An 18,572-nucleotide genomic window follows, 5' to 3' on the forward strand; every position below is an offset into this window, starting at 1 on the left:
TTCCCTCACGGCGACATCATCCCCGTCACAACCAACGTCACCACCTGCGATACGTATCTCCCGGTGGTGTCCGTCCCTCTCATCAACCGGAGCGCAGAGGGCTGCGAGGGAGAGAATTGGGACGCTGACTAACGCTTGGTCAGGCGGCGTGCTTCCCGCTCCCGCGAGCCGTCCTCCGGGAGCGGGTCAGGTTGCCCAGCCCGCGACCAAGGGATAGCCGTCCATCGAGGCGTCGCGCGGCGCGGGGAAGTTGGCCGCCCGGCTCGGCTTTCCGCCCTTCAGGTCGACCCGGTACCAGGTCGAGTCGGTCTGCAGCAGCACCCCGTCGCGCTTGGGCGCGGGCGCGTACTGCACCACCACCCCGTCACTCGCGTCGAGCAGCTGAGTGGTCGTGTAGCCTTGGCCGGTGTCATCGAGGGTGACGAGCCGCGCCCCTCCTTCGCCGTCCGGCACGCCACTGCCCTGGTCGGCCGGGCCGACGACGATGTTGCCCTCGCCCCAGACGGGGGCGGAGTCCAGGCTCTGCCACTGCTGTCCGCCCGCCGCGAGTGTGGCGTTCATCAGGTGCGCGCCGTTCTTGCGGACGGTCAGCGAACTGCCGTCCTGGCCGGTCATCTGCGAGATCGGCACCTGTTCGCGGATGTGCACCGCACCATCGGGCGTCAGCTCCCAGGAGGCGGGCTTCCCACCCTCACCGAGGGGCAACTGCCCGGCCTGCTTCGGCGACGCGGTCGGGTCGTCCAGCGGGACCGACATCACCCGCGCGCTCTGCGGGTTCCCCGGCGTCCGAGCGGAGAACCAGATCCGGTCCCCCTGGATGCGCGGTTCACCCCACTCCTCCGAGGCCTGCGGGCTGATCGCCGTGACCGGCTCATAGGCGGTCTGATCGGCATTGAGCCGGGCCAGCTGCACGTCTTTGGCGTCGGGCGCCGAGTAGACGAAGTACTGCCAGTCGTCCGAGAACATCGAGTACGCCGGAATCCCCGACACCATCGGATCCAGCGCGCGCTCCGGCAGTGTGACGGCCGCCTTTTCCTTCCCGCCGTCGGGATCGACGAACACGAGCGCCTGACTCTCCTCAGGATCGCCCCCCTCGTACCCGCGAAAGACCAGGGCCAGCCCGGTCAGCTTGGTCTCCTTCGCCGAGCCGTTCCCGCCGCCCCCGCCCGTCGTCCCGGCGGTCCCGCTACAGGCACTGGTGAGCAGCAACGCGACCGCAGCCGCAACCCCGACCAGCGCACGCGCGCGACGCATACATCCGCCTTTCCGAACGAGGAACCTCAGAGCTCCGACCCTCGACACCCGAGGGAGGAGGAGACCAGCGGAGCCGCCACCTGGCAGCGCTCCGCCCCCAACGCCTCAATGAGACCAGAGAGTCCAGTATGACCGTGCTCCCTGACAACCGACGAACTCGCCAGGAATCCGCCATGGCCGGTGACTCTCGACCAATCGACCACCGGCCGCTGTTCTGGGAGTCGACACCAGCTGAGGCCGTGGCCGCATCAGGCCACACCACGACGTGCGTGGTTGCGCGCACGACATGAATCACCGCCCTTCCAATGCGGCGTCATCGCTGACGCCCGGCGGGGTTGACAAAGGGTGGCGAACACTAATGCGCACAGCCATGCTGGAATGCTGGGCTTCGAGACTCCGAAAGCGAGCAGAACTCGAAGGCCGACGCGACTCCCCCGGCTGGAGAAAAATCCGCCAGCAGCTGATTGGCGCCGACGCGTGAATGGGTGAAGCGGTTTTCGTTGACTTCGTGAGTATGAGTCCGCTCTTCTCATGGCCGGATTCGGCCATGCCTCAGGTGGAGCTCGTCGGCCGCGTGTCGCTCGGGTGCTGAGTCCCCCGGCACGGGTCGCCGTGGGACTGGTGCTGGCCTCGGGATTCTGTGGTCGCGTCGCACGACTGTGGACGGGGTTCGCCTCTGTCTTGTCAGGTCAGGCGCGATTATTTTGCGTTTTTCCTGGTCAGTCGTATTCCTTTGATGGCGGCTGGGGTCGATTCTTGTGACCTGTTGCACATTTTCTTGTGCTGCGGGACGTTGAATGCTGGAGATGTCCAAAATTGTCGTGTAGTGTCACTTTCAATCGAAAGGTCGAAGTTTGCCGCGCGTCAAAGAATCCTCGTGCTGCCCTCGGGGGTTTCGTGCGGCCAGATGAATGCTGACTGGGAGCACAACGATTTCCCCCAACGTTCCTCGGGATCTGTTCAATTTGTATAACAGGATCCTCGGCCGGGTGCTCGATGCGGGCTGACGGCCACACGTGGCGGTGGGCCGGATACACGGCCCTGACGGCGTGCTTCCTCATCGGGTTCTTTCACCGGTTCGCACCGGCGACGTTCGCGGACACCATCGCCGCCAGCCTCGGAGCTTCGGCCACGGGGCTTGGGATTCTGGCGGCCGGCCACTTCTGGATTTACACCGCTGCGCAGATACCTGCCGGAATGGTCCTGGACCGGTACGGCGCACGATCCAGCGTGGCGGTCGCGTCGGCCCTGGTCGCCCTCGGATCGGTCCTCCTGGCCACGGCCGGAGGCCTGGTTCAGGCGACCTGCGGACCGATCCTGACAGGGCTGGGGATGTCGGCGGTGTTCGTCGGCGTGATGCGCTTCAACGCCGAGGCGTTCCCCGCCCACAGGTACGGGCTGGTGACCGGCGTGACGATGCTGATCGCCAACGTCGGCAGTATCGCTGCCGGGTCACCGGCGGCGCTCCTGTTGGAGCACTGGTCGTGGCGGACCGTGTTCGGCGTCGCCGGGCTGGTGTCGGCGGTTCTGGCGGTCCTGGTGTGGGCGGTCGTTCGGGAACCGCGGGACCATCCGAGCGCGATCGGCGTCACAGCGTCTCCAGCTCTCGCAGAGGAGGACGCAGGGACGGCAAGGCGGTCCGCGCGGGCGGCATGGGTTCCTCGTGGAGTGTGGCCGATCTTCTGGGCGACCATCGGTACCAACGGCACCTTCTATGCCTTCTCCGGGTTGTGGGGCGTGCCGATGCTCACCGACGGATTCGGGCTTTCGGTCACTGAGGCCGCCGCCTACACCACACTCGCCCTGACTGTGTACGGGCTGGGCGCGTTCGCCATCGGTGCGGTGTCGGACCGCGCCGGTGTCCGTAAGCCCTTTGTCGTGGGGTGTTCGGTGCTCGCCTTCGCGGCTTGGGCGCTTCTGGCACTGGCACCATGGCAGCCAGGCTGGAGTGGCTTCCTCCTGTACGCCATGACCGGCCTCGCCGCCTCCCAAGTGACGGTCTCCTTCGCCACCCTGAAGGAACTCGTGCCCACACGTGTGGCGACGGCGCTCGCGGTTGCCAATACCGGTGTGTTCGCGGCGTCGGCCGTGATCCAGCCCGCCTTCGGGTGGGTCCTGGACCACACATCGCGTGACCTGGGTGGGTACCAGGTCGCTCTGGCGCTGCCCATCGCGTTGGCCGCGGCCGGGCTCGTGGCGGCGTGGACAACGACAGAGACGCACTGCCGCGAGCAGACCGTCGGCGTCTCGGACTCGGCCCGACGATCGCCCTGAACCACGCTGTGCAACGCGAACCCGCAGGGTGCAAGCCCACCCTGCGGGTCGGAACGGCGTCCTCGCTTTGAGCCCCGCGGCGCGCCTACTCCGGCGGGTCGCTCCACGGGGCCTGGAGTTGTTCGGGGCGTTGGCCTCGACGGGCGAGGAGGGCGCGGCCGGGGGGGAGGGGGCGGGAGGCGACGCCGTTGGCGAGGCGGCCTTCCATGCGGTCGCCGGAGAAGAGGACGCCGGTGGTGGCCGCGTCGGTGAGGGCCTGGGGGATGGGTTCGAAGAGGGCACGGCCGGCGCCGCCCGTGCGGCGGGCGGCGATGAGGTGGAGGCCGAGGTCGGCGCCCTGGGGGATGAACTGGGCCAGCGGGGCCAGGGGGTTGCCCTGGCGGTTGCTGATCAGGTCGAGGTCGTCGACCACGACGAACAGTTCCAGCCCCTTCCACCAGCTGCGTTCCCGGAGCTGCTGCGGGGTGACGTCGGGGCCGGGCAGGCGCTCCTTGACCGAACCGGCCAGCTGGCCGGCGATCTGCTGGGTGAACTGCGCCTCGGTGCAGTAGGCGAGCAGGTGCTCCTCGCCGACCACGCCGAGGTGGGCGCGCTTGAAGTCGACCAGGACGATGCCCACCTCCTCCGGCGGGCGCTGGGTGAGTTGCCGCAGGAGGCCGCGCAGCAGGGTGCTCTTGCCCGTCTGCGGGTCGCCGAAGACCATCAGGTGCGGCTCCTCGGACAGCTGCAGCAGGGCCGGTTCCAGGGTCCGCTCCGCCATTCCGAGCACCAGTTCCGGGCCGTCGTGCGTCCGCGTCAGCTCGTCCAGCTCGACCAGGTCCGGCAGCGTCCGCACCTGCTGCACGGCCCGCGCGGTCCAGCGCTTGGAGACCTGGGCGACGAGGTCGCGCACGCCCTCGCCCAGGTCCTGGTCGTCGGCGACGCCGTCGACCCGCGGCAGGGCGATGTGGGCCATGTTCTCGTCGGCGAGAAGCGCCCGCCCCGGGACGTCCTTGGGGATCTCCTCGGCGACCTTGCGGCCGATGCCCGAGTCGAACGGGTCGGTCAGCCGCAGCTCGATCCGGCCGCCGAAGAAGGCCGCCAGCTTGCTGCGGACCTGCGAGCTCGCCGCACCCGTGAGGATCGTGTGCACGCCCAACGACGGGCCGCGGGTGACGATGTCGAGCAGCACGTCGTCGGCGTCCTCGAAGTTCTCCCGGACCGACGACCACCCGTCGATCATCAGGAACACGTCACCGGCGATGCCCTCGGGCACCTTCCCCTCGGCGCGGGCCTTGCGCAGCCCGGCCGGGGAGTCCAGGCCCACGCTCCGGAACACCTGCTCGCGCTGGTCGAGCTGGGTGGACACGTCGGAGAGGATGCGCTGCACCCGCTCGGGGTCGGCCCGGCCGGCCACGCCCGCCACGTGCGGAAGCCCCTCCAGGGCCGCCAGACCGCCACCGCCGAAGTCGACCGCGTAGATCGCCACGCGGCCGGGCGGGTACCGCCACGCCAGACTGGCGATCATCGTGCGCAGCAGGGTGCTCTTGCCGGTCTGCGGCCCGCCGAGCACCACGATGTTGCTGTCGCCGCCGGTGAAGTCCACCGCCGTCGGTTCCTGCCGCTGGTCGCGCGGGATGTCGGTGAGGCCGATGTAGGCGCACATCTCGGCGGCGTCCGGTTCGGCCTCCTCCTTGTCGGCCGCGCTGCCGTCCTCAGTGGCGACCTGCTCGAAGAGCGTGTCCAGGGTGAGTGCCGTCGGCAGCGGGGGCAGCCACACCGGGCGCACCGGCTCCGCTCCGGCCGCGACCAGGCGGTCCACGGCGACCTGCAGGACGCTGCGGGACGATGACCCGTCGCCGCCCGACTCGTCGGCGTCCTCGCCCACGAGGTCGGACAGGCCCAGCAGCGCCCCGACCCCGTTGTAGGAGATCACCGGGAGCACCGGGTCATCGTCGTTGGTGGCCTCCGCGGGCGGGATATAGGGGCCGGAGACCATGGCGGCTTTGAAGCGTTCGAAGACCGAGGTGTCGACCTTGAGGTAGCCCGATCCGGGTTCGGGGGGCAGGTGGTAGGCGTCGCCTACGCCGATGGCCTCGCGGCTTTCGGACTCGGAGAAGGTGCGCAGGCCGATGCGGTAGGACAGGTGGGATTCCAGGCCCTTGATCTTGCCTGATTCCAGGCGCTGGGTGGCCAGCAGCAGGTGGACGCCGATGGAGCGGCCGATGCGGCCGATGGCCACGAACAGCTCGGCGAAGTCGGGGTGGGCGGTGAGCAGTTCGGAGAACTCGTCGATGATGACCAGGAGGTGGGGCAGGGGCTCCAGGTCGGGCTGCTGGGCGCGCAGGGCTTCGTAGGCGTGGAGGTTGGGCAGGTTGCCGGCGTCTTTGAGGAGTTGCTGGCGGCGGGTGAGTTCGCCGTACATGGCCTCGCGGAAGCGGGCGACGAGGGTGTCGTCGTCGGCGAGGTTGGTGATGAGTCCGGCGCTGTGGGGCAGGCGGTCGGTGTCGGCGAAGGTGGCGCCGCCCTTGAAGTCGACCAGGAGCAGGGCGAGGTGGTCGGGGGCGTGGTTGATGACCAGGGAGGCGACCAGGGTGCGCAGCATTTCGGATTTGCCCGAGCCGGTGGCGCCCACGACCAGGCCGTGGGGGCCCATGCCCCCGAACGCCGACTCCTTCAAGTCCAGCAGCACCAGGTTCCCCGAAGGCCCGATGCCGATCGGCACCCGCAGGTAGTCGCTGGTGCTCCGCGGCCGCCATGTCTGGCGCGCGTCGAGCTGGGCGACGTCGGGCACGCCCAGGATCTCCGGCAGGTCGACGGTGCTGTGCAGCGCGTCGGCGCCGTCGGTCGCGGCCAGCCGCATCGGCGACAGGGTGCGCGACAGGGAGGTGAGCAGAGCGACGCTCGCCTGGTCGGCGGTGCCCTTCAGGGGAGCGCGCGGCGCCTCGGGCTCATGTCCCATGGCACCGCTGCCACCGGCGCTGTTGGCGCCCTGGGCGGAGTCGTCGGTGTCCTCGGTGAGCTCCCCGTCCGCAGTCACGTACAGCCGCATGTCGACCTGCTCGGGCTCCTCGCGCCGTTCGCCCAGCAGCATGATCAGGTGGATGCCGAGGTCGGCCAGCGAGGCGACCGGCGGCTCGGCGGACAGGCCGGACAGCGTCGCCTGGAACTCGCCGTCCACGATCATGACCAGCCGCTGCGTTCCCGGACCCGGCGGGCGCCCGCGGCGGCGCTGCATGTCGATGGTGCGCTGCTCGATCTCGGCCGACAGCAGCTCCGCCATCTCGACGGTGTTGCCCGCGACCAGCCGCGCCGGGAGCGGCCCGTCGGTGATGTCGTCGTGCGCGTTGTGCGGCAGCCACTTCAGCCAGTCCCACTCGGGCAGCAGGCGCGCGTGGCGCACCACGCCCACCCGCACGTCCTCGGGCGCGGAGAACGTGGCGAGCTGGGCCACCAGTGAGCGCGCCAGTGCCCGTCCCGCCGCCCGGTCGCCGATGACCGACACGACGCCCAGCTCGCGCAGCGGCATCACCAGGGGTTCCTCGGGCACGTGTGCGTAGAGTTCGACGAGCTGGTCGGCCAGCCCTTGGCACACGGGGTCGTAGACGACCAGCGGATTGGAGGCGTCGACCTTGAGGCTGAGCGGGCGCGCCAGGGGCCGGGTGCCGGTGCCGACGCGCAGGTGCAGGAAGTCGGGGTCGGACGCCCGCCGCTCCCACCGGCGGGCCGGAAGCCGGGCCGGCTCGGCGAGCAGGTGCGGCGCGGGGTGCCGGAACGCGCTGCCCTTGCGCTGGGTCGCGGCCACGTCCCGGACGGTGTCGCGCAGCTGGTCGAGGTAGTCGAGGTAGCGTTCGCGCTGCTCCCGGATGCGCTTGCGCGGCCCGTTGCGCTGGGACAGGAACATGGTGACGCCCACGGCGATGCTGGCCAGCATGACGAGCATGGCCCCGGCCGCGTACAGCGGACGGTTGCCCATGGTGACCGCCATGAGCAGCGACCCCGACCCGCTGATCACCGGCATCAGCATCATCGACATGGAACTCGAGGCCGGGGGGTTGTCCGGCAGTTGCGGCGGCGCGGCGATGACGAGGGGATCGGACCCGGGGTTGGGAACGGAGTGACGTGCGGGGCGGTGGACAAGCGTGGTCGCCAAGGCGATCTCTCCGGTGCACCTGAGAATTGAGAGGAGTGGGAAGTTGCTACGGTAATGATCCCGCAACCAGGTGGAATCGCCTAATCGGGTTCCGAGGGCGGGAACCGCCGCATACGCACGCTAATCACCACGATCACGAGGGATAACACGGACGTGAGTGGATACTGCCGAGTGACGGTCACCGGGCCGCAGCGCTGGGCCGACCTCGCCCTTCCCGGGACGGTCCCGGTAGCCACCCTCCTCCCGCAGGTGATCCGGGTCATCTCCCCCGACACCGAGGGCACCGAACCCGCCGGATGGACGCTGACCACCAGCGACGGCGAGGAAGTCCACCCCGAGGCCTCCCTGGAGAACGCGGGCATCGGCGACGGCGACGTCCTGCTGCTGGAGCGAGTCAGCGCGCGTGGCCGCCCGGCCCACATCGACGACGTGCGCGGCGCCGTCGAGGACGAGATCGACGAGGCCGCCCGCTTCTGGCGCTCCTCCACGACCTTCGCCTTCGGGATGCTGCTGGCCGCCATCGGCCCCTTGATCGTGCTGGGTGTCATGACCTATGTCCGGCCCAGCCCCGGCAACCTGGCGATCTCCGGCATCGGCGCGCTCTACACGCTCGCCCTTGTCATGTTCGCGACCCGCCGCTCCATGGCCGGAGTCGGTCACGTGCTCTTCGGGGCGGCGTGCGCCTGGGGCGCCGCCATGGGCATGTTCGCGGTGCACGTGGTGAGCCCGAACGCCGACTTCCTGGTCCTCGCCGCGTTCGGCGGTGTGGGCGCCCTCCTCATCGCCGGTATCGGATGGATGATCAACGCGCTGGGCCTGTCCTACCTGGCGGCGCTCGCCGTGGTCACCGTCGCCGGCGGCGTGGTCAGCGCCGTCGGCATGTTCGTCGACGGGGCCCAGGGGGTGCGCGCGCTGGCGGTGCTCCTGGTGCTGGGCGTCGGCGCGCTGCCCCGCATCGCCCTGGCGATGGGCGGGCTGTCGAGTCTCGACTACGAGGTCCGGCACTCCGGCCAGGTGGACAGCGAGCGCTTCGAGGAGAGCCTGACCAGCAGCGACCGCCTGCTGCTCGGCGCGGTCCTGGGCTTCGCGGTCAGCGCCGTCGGCACCGTGCCCCTCCTGGTGTTCATGGGCCGCGGCCTGCCCGACTTCCTGCTCGCGGCGCTGCTGTCGCTCCTGCTGATCCTCCGCTCCCGGCTCTTCGACCGGATCAGCCACGTTCTCCCGCTGCGTGTCGGCGGGGTGGCGGGCCTCGGGATCACCCTGATGGCCTCGATCAAGCTGCTCCCGGCCCTGGGGCCCTGGATCCCGGCCATCGCGTTGGTCGTCGGTGTCGCGGTCTCGGTCCTCAGCTGGATCCGCCTGGCGGATGTCCCGCGCGCCTCCCTGCGCCGGGTCATCAACGGTGTGGAGATCGTCGTGGTCGTGGCCCTGTGCGCCACCACCGCCTGGGCCATGGGGCTGTTCGACCTGGTCACGTCGTTGACGGCATAGGAATCGCCGATGGAACCCCGCCCTGCGCCGGAGCGCCGTCAGGACTTCGCGAGGTCGCGGGGGCGGTCATCGGCGCGGTCCTCAGCCGGGGTGGCGGCGCGCGGCCGTCGCCCCGCGGCCTTCGGCCCGGTCGCCAGGGTCCCCACCGCGACCGCCGACGCGATCAGGAACGCCGTGCCCGTCCCCACCTGGTCGGCGGCGGCCCCGAAGACCACCGGTCCGACCACCGTGCCCACACCGAGGAAGAACACGGTGGCGCTGAACCCGGCCGAGGGGCGCTCCGGGAAGACCCGGTGGCTCCAGACGGCCAGCAGACCGGATATCGCCATGAACGCGGCGCCGTAGGCCACGGCCGACGCGGCGACGGCGGCCACCGATCCCGGCGCGATGCCGACGAGGGCGACCGCCGTGGCCAGGGCGCCGAACAGGACGGTGTGGGCGCCGCGCAGGCCGGCACGGTCGATGAGCCTCCCGGTCAGGACACCGGCCGTGCCCGCCGCTCCCATGAGAGTCCAGAACAGGGCGGCGGTCCCCGACCCTGAGTCCGGAGAGCCGGACACCGCCTCGACGGCGAACGACCAGAAGACCGCGCCGACCAGCCCGTAGGAGAGGGCGCTGGCGTACAGTGGCGCGGCCGGTCGGCGCATCAGCCAGGCGAGCCCGGTGCTGGAGCGATCGATCGCGGGCCGAGCGGGGTCCGGGCCGCCGGGCAGCACCCGCGCGTTGTAGGCGGTCACGGCGACGGCCGCCACCGCGAAGAACACCCACACCCACCGCCACGCGGCGCCGGGAACCGTGAGGGCCAGGACACCGGCGACCACGGTGGCGAACGCCGTTCCCGTCGGCAGCAGCGCCAGCACGCCCTGCCGCCGCCGCAGCGGCAGCATCCGGTCCACCGCGTCCGAGTAGGGCGCCCACGCCCAGCCCGAACTGGTCCCGGCCAGCACCAGCCCCACCGTCAGGACGACGACGTCCTGGGCCAGGGCGACCAGGCCCATCCCCACCGCCGCGGACAGCCCGCCGATGACGATCAGCGGGCGCGGCCCGGTGCGGTCCGCCAGCACGCCCACCAGGGTGAGGGCGGTCAGGTAGCCGAGGTAGGTGGCGCTGGACACGGCCCCCACCAGCGTCAGGGACAGCCCGAACGCCGTGCGGATCTCGGGCAGGAACAGGCCGTAGCCGTAGCGGGCGAACCCGAAGGCGACGCCGATGCCCATAACGCCCGCCAGGGCGAGGCGGACGTGTGCCGTCGCCTCGTACTCGCGCTGATCTTCCACGGTGGCCGTCCCCCATTGACTCGCATCGGTCGTTGTGCCGATGACCAGCATCGGGGTCGGTCCGCCGCGCGACCATTGGCAAAAATGTCAGGTACCACTAGATTTGCGCCATGCGCGATGGAACGGGAGACGGTGAGCGGACGCGCGGGGCGGTGGAGTCGGCGGGGATCCGCACGGTCGTGCCACTGCTGGCGGACTGCCCGCTCTTCGAGCTGGCCGTGCCCTGCGAGGTGTTCGGCAAGCCGCGGATGGGACCCGACCACGGCTGGTACGACCTGACCGTGTGCGCCACGGGCCCCGACCCGCAGCCGGGGCCGGACGGGCTGGCGGTCGCCGCGGAGCCGGGGCTGGACGCCCTGCGCACGGCCGACCTCGTGGTGGTTCCGGCCTGCCGCATACCCCACTACCGGCCTCCCGGCGCCCTCATCGCGGCCCTGCGGGAGGCCCACCGGAACGGCGCCCGCATCGCCGGCCTGTGCTCCGGGGCGTTCGTCCTCGCCGAGGCCGGACTGCTCGACGGCCGGGCCGCCGCCACGCACTGGATGTACGCCGAAGAGCTGCGGCGCCGCCATCCCGCCGTGCGCGTGGACGGCGACGCGCTCTACGTCGACGAGGGCGACGTGCTGACCAGCGCCGGGTCGGCCGCCGCCATCGACCTGTGCCTGCACATCGTCCGCTCCGACTACGGGGCGGCCGCCGCCGCGGAGGTCGGCCGCCGCATGGTCATCGCGCCGCACCGCGAGGGCGGCCAGTCGCAGTACGCCCCGCCCCCGCTCGCACGCGCTCGGTCCGGGCTGGCTCCGGTCCTGGAGTGGGCCGTGGACCACCTGCACGAGCCGCTGACCATCCCGCGGATGGCGCGCGAGGCGGGGATGAGCACCCGCACCTTCGGTCGGCGGTTCAGCGAGGAGGTGGGCACAACCCCGCTGGCGTGGCTGAACCGACAGCGTCTGGCCCGCGCCCGGGAACTCCTGGAGACGACCGACCTGCCCGTGGCGGCCGTCGCCGAGCGCAGCGGACTGGGCTCCGAGGACGGTCTGCGCCAGCACTTCCAGCGGGGAGTGGGGACGACGCCGTCGGCCTACCGCCGCACGTTTCGACGGCCATCAGTTCGCGGTTCCGGCCAGTGAACATGTTCTACCGGGAGAAATGCAGTGATTCCGTGCACGAGGGAAGACAGGAGGGGAGAAGGGCGCGCACTGGTCTCCCAGGGCGTCGTTATCCCTCGACGGCGGGTTCCCGACCCGAGGGGTCGGACCCCAGCAACGGCCGCGCCACGGCGCCGTCCGGCTGCTGGTCCGGCACGACGGCTCCGGTCTTGAAGGCCCGGACCACGAGCTGCACCCGGTCGCGGAGCCCCCACTTGGCCAGGACGTTGGAGACGTGGGTCTTGACGGTGGTTTCGGACAGTCGCAGGATGCGGGCGATCTCGGCGTTGCTCCGCCCGGAGGAGATCAGCGCGACCACTTCGCGCTCCCGCGACGACAGCCCGGTGTCCCAGGGGGCCCGCTCCATGGTCTGGTACGTGGGGGTGGCGGACGCCAGCCGCACGAACTCGTCGACGACCCTGCCGGTCACGGCGGGGTCGAGCACGGTCCGGCCGTCGCTGACCGCGCGGACCGCGTCGGCGAGGCTGGCGGGCTCGCTGTCCATGAGGAGGAATCCGCTGGCTCCGGCGCGGAGGCTCTCGAAGAGGTACTCGGGGTCGTCGCCGCGCGCGCGGTGTGCGGTGTCGTCGGACATGGTGACCACCAGGACCCGTACCGAGGGGGAGGACAGCGCCGCCAGCTGGCGGATCGTGGCGATTCCATCGGCTCCGGCGTGCCGTACGTCGATGAGGACGACATCGGGGCGCAGCTCCGCGGCCCTCCGGACGGCGCTGTCGCCGTCGCTCACCTCCCCGACCACCTCGATATCGTCGGTGGCGTCGAAGACGGCCCGCAAGCCCAGGCGGGCGACAGCCTGTTCGTCCGCGATGAGAACACGGATCCTCACTGGACGCACCTCATTCGCAAGGCCCCCTAATGCGTGCACAGCGGTTTTGGTTAAGTGTCGTGCCCGTAACGTGACCGACCCCCGAACAGGTTTCAATGCAATCGGTGATCTTGTCAATCCGCCAGATTGGGGTGGCCGAACTCGGCCAAAGGCTACGGAATACGTTTGTCGCCGACATTGTGTTCTTGCTCACGATGCGAGTTTTTACTCTCTCTTGACTGGCTGGCCACGATGGTTACGCGGCGCGACATCACGCCCCGAAATTAACGCTCCGTGGTCGATTGCGGGGTCATTTCGGGGGCAAGCCGGAGATTCATGGGTTCGCATGGCCATGTTTATGTAATTATCCGGACAAGGGTGGAATGTCCTGAGTGAGAAAAAGGTAAAGACACGATTCGTGATGGGAATCGTGTCCATGCCATTCGCGACCGGGTGGCCGGTGGGGAGATCTCGCCTGAGTTACGGGTCAGCGTCGATCTCTCCTTTCCGCGCAGCCGCTACCGGGCGAACGCCTCGGCGGTGACTCCGGGGCGCCGCAGCTCGGCCAGCGCCCACACGCAGCTGACGGTGAGGGGCAGCCGGACCGCGGCGTCACCGGGTGCCTTGGCCTCCGCCGCCGCGCCCCCGAACCCGCCGTCGGGCCGTTGGCGTGCCGTGAGAAAGGCCCCCGCCCCCTGCGTCGCGGCATGGTCGGCCAGGCCGAGGAAGACGCTCGCCCGCAGCAGCGCGGCCCCGGCGTCCAGATCGTGCCCGCGCACCGCCGTGGCCAGCGCGATCGGCAGCACCTCCGACCACGCTGAGCGCGTGTCGTCGGCCATGCGGCCGAGATCCGTACCGAACGCGGTCGCGGAGCCGACCTCATCGGCGGCGCGCAGCAGAACGGCGGGGTCGGCGCGGAGGGCGTCGAAAGGGTGGCCGAACGCGGAGCGCCCGCCCTCCGGAGCCGTCTGGAGCGCGGCGAGCACCTGCCGACGCAGGCCGCCTGTCACCGGCGCTGCGGAGGTCGGACGTGATCCCGACCGGTCCTGCCCGTGCGGCGGGGCCGGGCAGGACCGGTCGGCCAGCCAGATGCCGACCGCACGCTGCGCCGCACCGGCGGCATCCGTGTCGGCGGGCGGCCAGGGCCCTGCCGACAGCCAGTGGCGGCCCCGGGCCAACGCGCGTTCCGCCGCGCGGTCGCTCCAGCGCCCCGCCGTCACCGGCCCCGCGTCTCCGCCCGCCGTCACAACGTCTCCCGATGTGCCGCGGCCAGCGCCGTGACCAGTGTCGTGTGGTAGCAGGTCCGGAACACGTAGGCGTCCGCGGCGGCGCCGGTCCGCTCCGCGAGCACGGCTTCCTGGAACGGCGGACCGGGTATCGAGCCGTCCTCCCGCTGGGCGGCGGTGATCCGCCGCCACGCGTGCCGCACCAGCCCGTCGGAGACATCCCCCGCGATCTCGGCGCACATCACCAGCTCCGCCGCGAGGTCGTAGTGGTCGGTGGCCAAGTGCACGCCGAGTAGCGTGTGCAGGGCCTCTCGCAGCCGACGTTCCGCCTCCTGCCCGCCGCAGGGCGGTGCCGGCCGCCCGCCGAGGTCGGTCGCGTACAGGAGTGCGTGGGTGAGCGCGTACACCTGGTTCTCGGTGGCGCTGAACGGATCGACCCGGTGTACGCCGCACGCCGCGTAGAGCTCGTCGGTGCTCGGCAGGGAACCGGGGATCTCGGCCAGATCGAGGATGTAGCGCAGTTCGAGGAGGTGCGGCATCGCCCAGTCGATGCCGCTGACATCGCCGCCGCGCGCCTCGACCAGTTCGCGGGCGACGGCGAGCGGGCCGGACACCGGTCGGCCGAGCCCGTGCAGCAGGGCGAGCAGCCAGACGCGGTAGCCGAAGTCGGCGTCGGCGCGGTAGAGGTCCTCCAGGAACGCGGGGCGCTCCACCATCTCCTGGGCGACGTCCGACGCCGCCTCGATGAGGTCGGCCGACGCTTCCGCGCGCGGGCCACGGCGCAGCACACGGCACAGCAGCAGGAGCTCCAGCACCGTGGCACCGGGGAAGTCGCGCTGCGGGAAGAACTCGTCCCACTTCGGCCCGAACCACGCGACGTGGGAGGTCAGCCAGTCCAGCGCCCGGTCGAGGACCTCGGTGGAGCCGGGCAGGGGGCCGGTGGGCGGATCGCAGACCGGAGCCCACGCGGGGAAGCCCTCGACGCTCCCGCGAAAGCGGTCGTCCGGCCGCAGCCGACCGGGAAGCGCGCCGGGCGGCGACGCGCCGCCAGTCATCATTGCACCCTTTCGTTGATCTGCCGCGCGGCCGCGGAAAATATGGATGCGCTGTGCACGGATAAAACCCTAGAGCGAACATTGTCTACCCGCTTCGGTCCGGAGAACCAATTTCCGCCCCTTCCGATGGATCGTTCGGCAACGGTACGTGAGGAGGAGCCTCCTCCTTTCGTAGGAGCCTGCGAGAGAAGTCCCGGTGGCGCGGACTCTTCGGAAGGGGAGATGGCCCTGAGGGCGTCCGATGGGAGCCGTCTCCGCCCCCCGGAGTTCGGAGTATCGAATGCGGGGCGGAACGCGGTGAAATGTCGAGCGCATTCGCTCCGTGAAACGACAGGCGGCAAACGCGTGCCGTCCGACCTTGCCGCGGTGTCGGCCGACGAATAGCGTGAGCGGGGCGATAATATCGAGGCGGCCGGTTGATCCGGCAGCGGTCGCGGTACGCGGCGCCGATGGGGCGGCCGCCGGGAGCGGCGCCCGCCCGGTCGGAGGAACACTGGTGAATGGGGGTCCGATGAAGCGGATCGATCTCGACCTGCTCGGCGAGCTGTACCGGAAGTACACCGAACCGCTGGCCAAGGTGCGCGACCAGCAGCGCGCCTTCTGCCGCGACATGCGGGGGAAGATGACACCGCAGCTCGACGACCTCGAAGCGGAGATCACCTACCTGCTCCTGCGCGAGCACCGCCCCGCGATCGTCATGGAGCTGGGGACCTTCCACGGGTGGTCCACCAGCTGGATCCTCTCCGCGCTCCGCGACAACGGCACCGGCCACCTGCACTCCTTCGACATCGTGGACAACGTCGTCTCCAACGTCCCCGCCGAGCTGTCGGCCGACCGCTGGACGTTCCACAAGGGCGATGTCCGTGAGAACGTCGACGCCATCCCGGCGGAATCGAGTACCTGTTCGTGGACGCCGCCCACAACGGCCGCTTCGCCCGCTGGTACATCGACCACCTCTTCCCCGCGTCGCGGCCGGGACCCGGTGAGCGTGCACGACGTCTTCCACCAGAGCTTCGCCCTCCCTTCACCGAGGGCCGGGCCGTACTCAAGTGGCTGGCGGAGAAGGAAACGCCCTACTTCACCCCTCCAAGGCCAAGGCCCCGACACGTACCGCGCGATCCATGCCATCAAGCGCGATCTCGGACTGGACGAACCGGTGCGCACCGGTAAGGACAACCCGATGATCTACTTCCACCTCCCGGCGTAGAGCCGTGACGGGGGCGGCGCCGAGGATGGAGGGAGCTGGCTGCGCCGTTCTCCTCGGGACGCGGCCGGGGCCCGAATGCGGGATAGGCGCTGTCCGGAACCTCTGCCGACGATGATGAGGCCGCACGGTGGTCAAGCGTCTCCGGAGAACGAACCGCCAAGCACGTCCCGACACGCGACAGATGTCAGCCTTCCAGCAGAGCAGCGAGCCGGGCAGCGGAGGTGTCCCAGGACCACTGGGAGACGGCCCAGTCACGACCGGCAGCGCCCATCGCGGCGGCACGAGCCGGGTCGGCCAGCAGCCCGGCCACGGCGGTAGCGATGGCGTCCGGACTGCGACCGTCGACGACCTGTCCGGTCACACCCTCGTGCACCGCCTCGGGAGCACCGCCGGAGCTGCCCGCGACCACGGGTAGACCGCTCGCCGACGCCTCGAGGTACACGATGCCCAATCCTTCGAGATCCCAGCCGTGGCCGCGGGTACGGCAGGGCATAGCGAACACGTCGCCGGCGACGTAATGGGCTGGAAGTTCCTCCTCCGCCACGGCACCGGTCAGGACGACATCGCGGCCAAGTCCGGTTTCCCTGATGATGCGTTGTAGTCGGCGCCGGTCGGGGCCGTCGCCGACGATCAGGAGCGCGGTGTCCGGCACCCGTCGCCGGATCGACGGCAGCGCGCGCAGCAGCATGTCCACCCCCTTGCGCCGGACCAGCCGGGAAACACACGCCACGACAGGCCGGGACTCCAACCGGTACCGGCGGCGCGTCTCCCGACCCGACACCGTATCCGGCCGGTATATCCCCGTATCCACTCCGGGCGGTAGGTACTCCAGGTCGGCGTGTGGGCCGAAGGCCGACGCGAACTTGGAGTGTGTGTAGCTGCTGACGTACGTCACAACGTCGACTGTGGACCCCATGCGGCGCAGCGCCCGCCGAGTGCCGGGGAGCGCGGACCAACGCACTTCGCGGCCATGGGTGCTGGCGAGCACTCGCTCTGCTCCCGCCTTCCGCAGGGCCGGTGCCAACAGGGCCAGCGGGGCAGCGGAGCCGAACCACACCGCGTCGCACCCGTAGGCCCCCACGATCTCCTTGGCCCGGTGCGTCACCCGCGGAGTAGGCAGGATCAGCGTGCCCGTGTGTCTGATGACCGGAAACGGCTGTTCTGCGTCGAAGTCATCCGTGCCTGCACCGGACCACTGTGGCGCGTACACCACGAGGCCCGCCGGTGGTAGGCGCAGTGCAAGTGCGTGCAGATAGGTCTGAATACCGCCGGGGCGCGGCGGAAAGTCGTTGGTTATCAGGAGGGTCCGCCGCACATCGGTACGGTACATCTGCCCAGGACGACGTGCTTCGCAAACGCCGGATATTCAACAGCCTCTCCTTTTTCGGCAGAGGGCATAAGGGGCAATTCCGCCGGATCGATTAAAACCCGACCCTGGTTGGCGAATCGAGGCTAGCATTGCCGTATGTCGGAGAAAATACGCGTCCTACTTCTTCTGTGGTCGCTCCAAGGCGGGGGAGCGGAACGAATGGCTGTCAATTTGATGAACCACCTTAACCAAGAAGAGTTCGATGTAAGAATGTGTCTGCTGAGGCGCTATGGACCCTATCTTGATCTTGTGGACAATGATTTCATTGATTCACCTGGGACTGATGGTGCGTTCGCTTTTGACCACCTTGGAAATCGCGCCGTATTCAAGCCCGGGCGGCTGATTCGAGGCGGCCTGCTGGCACCCGTATATCTCGCCCGGATGATGCGAATCCATCGGCCGCACGTTGTTATCAGTTTCTGCAAGGGAACGAGTATTGCAACAATGGCCGCAACCTGGATTTGTGGGGGTAGGAAGTTCCAATGGATCGTTCGCGAGGGAAACAACACGGAAGCCGTTATATCTGACGAACTGCAAGCCCCGCTCTCTCGGCAGGCGCTGAAGTGGCTGACCTACCGCTGCTTCTCGTCGGCGGACTGTCTCTTGACCACCTCCCATCAGCTCGCTGATCACCTGCGGAAGCACATGCCACGACAGCCGAGGAGGCTGCGGACGATTCATAATGCTGTCGATCTGGATTTCATTGATCAGAAAAAGATCGAAGAGTTGGCGGGTGCGCCGGGCAAGCCATATTGCATAGCGGCGGGAAGATTGCAGCACCAGAAAGGTTTTGACATTTTAATTTCGGCCTACGCGAAGATGAAGGGCAACAAGGATCTCGACCTCGTTATTCTCGGCGTCGGTCATGATGAAGAGCAGCTGAAAGGGCTGGCCGAAAAACTCGGTGTGGCGGATCGCGTTCATTTCACGGGCTGGCAGGATGGTCCGTGGACCTGGTTTGCGAGGTCAAGGTTTCTGGTGCTGCCATCTCGCTGGGAAGGTTTTGCCAACGTTGTCACTGAGGCCATGTCCTGCGGAACGCCGGTCATCGCGACCGATTGCGGTTTTGGACCTCGGGAAATCATCCGGAATAACGTCAATGGTCTGCTGTGTCCCGTCGAAGATGATGAGGCCTTGAGCTTGACGATGGACCTGCTGGCTTCGGATGAAAAGTTGCGGGACAAACTTGTCAAAGCAGGATTCCGGCGAGCCAAGGATTTTGACATCAGAAATATCGTCAAGAAATACGAAAACCTGATGCGCGAGCAGGTTCACGATGCGGCGCTTGCAAATCTTGGCTGATCAGCGAGTTC

11 protein-coding genes and 1 pseudogene are annotated in these 18,572 nt (G+C 69.3%); 5 read left to right on the forward strand and 7 right to left on the reverse strand.

The features are described 5' to 3' along the window. Nucleotides 1–186: 186 nt before the first annotated feature. Nucleotides 187–1,254 carry a hypothetical protein gene (locus CDO52_RS03665; RefSeq protein ID WP_017621421.1) on the reverse strand — a complete coding sequence of 356 codons (1,068 nt, stop codon included), beginning with the start codon at nucleotides 1,252–1,254 and terminating at the stop codon, nucleotides 187–189. 996 nt (nucleotides 1,255–2,250) lie between these two features. On the opposite strand from CDO52_RS03665, the gene CDO52_RS03670 reads away from it, so the two are divergent. Beyond that, the gene (locus CDO52_RS03670; RefSeq protein ID WP_094932201.1) at nucleotides 2,251–3,528 is read left to right on the forward strand and encodes an MFS transporter; all 1,278 of its coding nucleotides are present in this window, start codon (nucleotides 2,251–2,253) and stop codon (nucleotides 3,526–3,528) included. An 85-nt stretch (nucleotides 3,529–3,613) separates the two neighbouring features. On the opposite strand, the gene eccCa is transcribed toward CDO52_RS03670, so the two are convergent. Beyond that, the gene (gene eccCa, locus CDO52_RS03675) at nucleotides 3,614–7,537 is read right to left on the reverse strand and encodes a type VII secretion protein EccCa (protein WP_232524468.1); all 3,924 of its coding nucleotides are present in this window, start codon (nucleotides 7,535–7,537) and stop codon (nucleotides 3,614–3,616) included. A gap of 276 nt (nucleotides 7,538–7,813) precedes the next feature. Here eccCa and eccD point away from each other — a divergent pair, with 276 nt between their 5' ends. Further along, the gene (gene eccD / locus CDO52_RS03685; RefSeq protein WP_026126152.1) at nucleotides 7,814–9,151 is read left to right on the forward strand and encodes a type VII secretion integral membrane protein EccD; all 1,338 of its coding nucleotides are present in this window, start codon (nucleotides 7,814–7,816) and stop codon (nucleotides 9,149–9,151) included. A gap of 38 nt (nucleotides 9,152–9,189) precedes the next feature. Here the strand turns inward: eccD and CDO52_RS03690 are convergent, their stop codons facing one another. After that, on the reverse strand, nucleotides 9,190–10,428 hold the full coding sequence (locus CDO52_RS03690; RefSeq protein WP_198345823.1) for an MFS transporter: 1,239 nt from the start codon (nucleotides 10,426–10,428) through the stop codon (nucleotides 9,190–9,192). Nucleotides 10,429–10,580: 152 nt separating this feature from the next. Here CDO52_RS03690 and CDO52_RS03695 point away from each other — a divergent pair, with 152 nt between their 5' ends. After that, nucleotides 10,581–11,558, forward strand: coding sequence for a GlxA family transcriptional regulator (locus tag CDO52_RS03695; RefSeq protein ID WP_017620614.1), 978 nt, complete (start codon nucleotides 10,581–10,583; stop codon nucleotides 11,556–11,558). An 88-nt stretch (nucleotides 11,559–11,646) separates the two neighbouring features. Here the strand turns inward: CDO52_RS03695 and CDO52_RS03700 are convergent, their stop codons facing one another. The 3 genes from CDO52_RS03700 to CDO52_RS03710 form a co-directional block, all read right to left on the reverse strand. Continuing rightward, nucleotides 11,647–12,423, reverse strand: a complete 777-nt coding sequence (locus CDO52_RS03700; RefSeq protein ID WP_094932203.1) for a LuxR C-terminal-related transcriptional regulator — start codon at nucleotides 12,421–12,423, stop codon at nucleotides 11,647–11,649. Between the two features lie 497 nt (nucleotides 12,424–12,920). Beyond that, a complete protein-coding gene (locus tag CDO52_RS03705; RefSeq protein WP_157745402.1) occupies nucleotides 12,921–13,649 on the reverse strand; it encodes a hypothetical protein in 729 nt (242 codons plus the stop codon). Then, nucleotides 13,646–14,686, reverse strand: coding sequence for a DUF6895 family protein (locus CDO52_RS03710; RefSeq protein WP_017620617.1), 1,041 nt, complete (start codon nucleotides 14,684–14,686; stop codon nucleotides 13,646–13,648). The genes CDO52_RS03705 and CDO52_RS03710 overlap by 4 nt, the downstream gene beginning before the upstream one ends. Nucleotides 14,687–15,194: 508 nt before the next feature. Between CDO52_RS03710 and CDO52_RS03715 the strand changes: the two are divergent. Then, nucleotides 15,195–15,890, forward strand: a pseudogene (locus CDO52_RS03715) (class I SAM-dependent methyltransferase). 184 nt (nucleotides 15,891–16,074) lie between these two features. On the opposite strand, the gene CDO52_RS03720 reads toward CDO52_RS03715, so the two are convergent. Then, the gene (locus CDO52_RS03720; protein ID WP_094932794.1) at nucleotides 16,075–17,205 is read right to left on the reverse strand and encodes a glycosyltransferase family 4 protein; all 1,131 of its coding nucleotides are present in this window, start codon (nucleotides 17,203–17,205) and stop codon (nucleotides 16,075–16,077) included. Between the two features lie 150 nt (nucleotides 17,206–17,355). Here CDO52_RS03720 and CDO52_RS03725 point away from each other — a divergent pair, with 150 nt between their 5' ends. Further along, nucleotides 17,356–18,561 (forward strand): glycosyltransferase, encoded by a 1,206-nt coding sequence (locus CDO52_RS03725; RefSeq protein ID WP_094932205.1) that lies wholly within the window; start codon nucleotides 17,356–17,358, stop codon nucleotides 18,559–18,561. Nucleotides 18,562–18,572 lie beyond the last annotated feature (11 nt).

Origin of the sequence: Nocardiopsis gilva YIM 90087, from assembly GCF_002263495.1 — a bacterium.
GTDB lineage: Bacteria > Actinomycetota > Actinomycetes > Streptosporangiales > Streptosporangiaceae > Nocardiopsis_C > Nocardiopsis_C gilva.

Bases quoted from the DNA above. Each gene is read 5' to 3' on its own strand.
- CDO52_RS03665 (WP_017621421.1), bottom strand. From the start codon at position 1,254: ATGCGTCGCGCGCGTGCGCTGGTCGGGGTTGCGGCTGCGGTCGCGTTG.
- CDO52_RS03670 (WP_094932201.1), top strand. From the start codon at position 2,251: ATGCGGGCTGACGGCCACACGTGGCGGTGGGCCGGATACACGGCCCTG.
- eccCa (WP_232524468.1), bottom strand. From the start codon at position 7,537: ATGATGCTGATGCCGGTGATCAGCGGGTCGGGGTCGCTGCTCATGGCG.
- CDO52_RS03710 (WP_017620617.1), bottom strand. From the start codon at position 14,686: ATGATGACTGGCGGCGCGTCGCCGCCCGGCGCGCTTCCCGGTCGGCTG.
- CDO52_RS03725 (WP_094932205.1), top strand. From the start codon at position 17,356: ATGTCGGAGAAAATACGCGTCCTACTTCTTCTGTGGTCGCTCCAAGGC.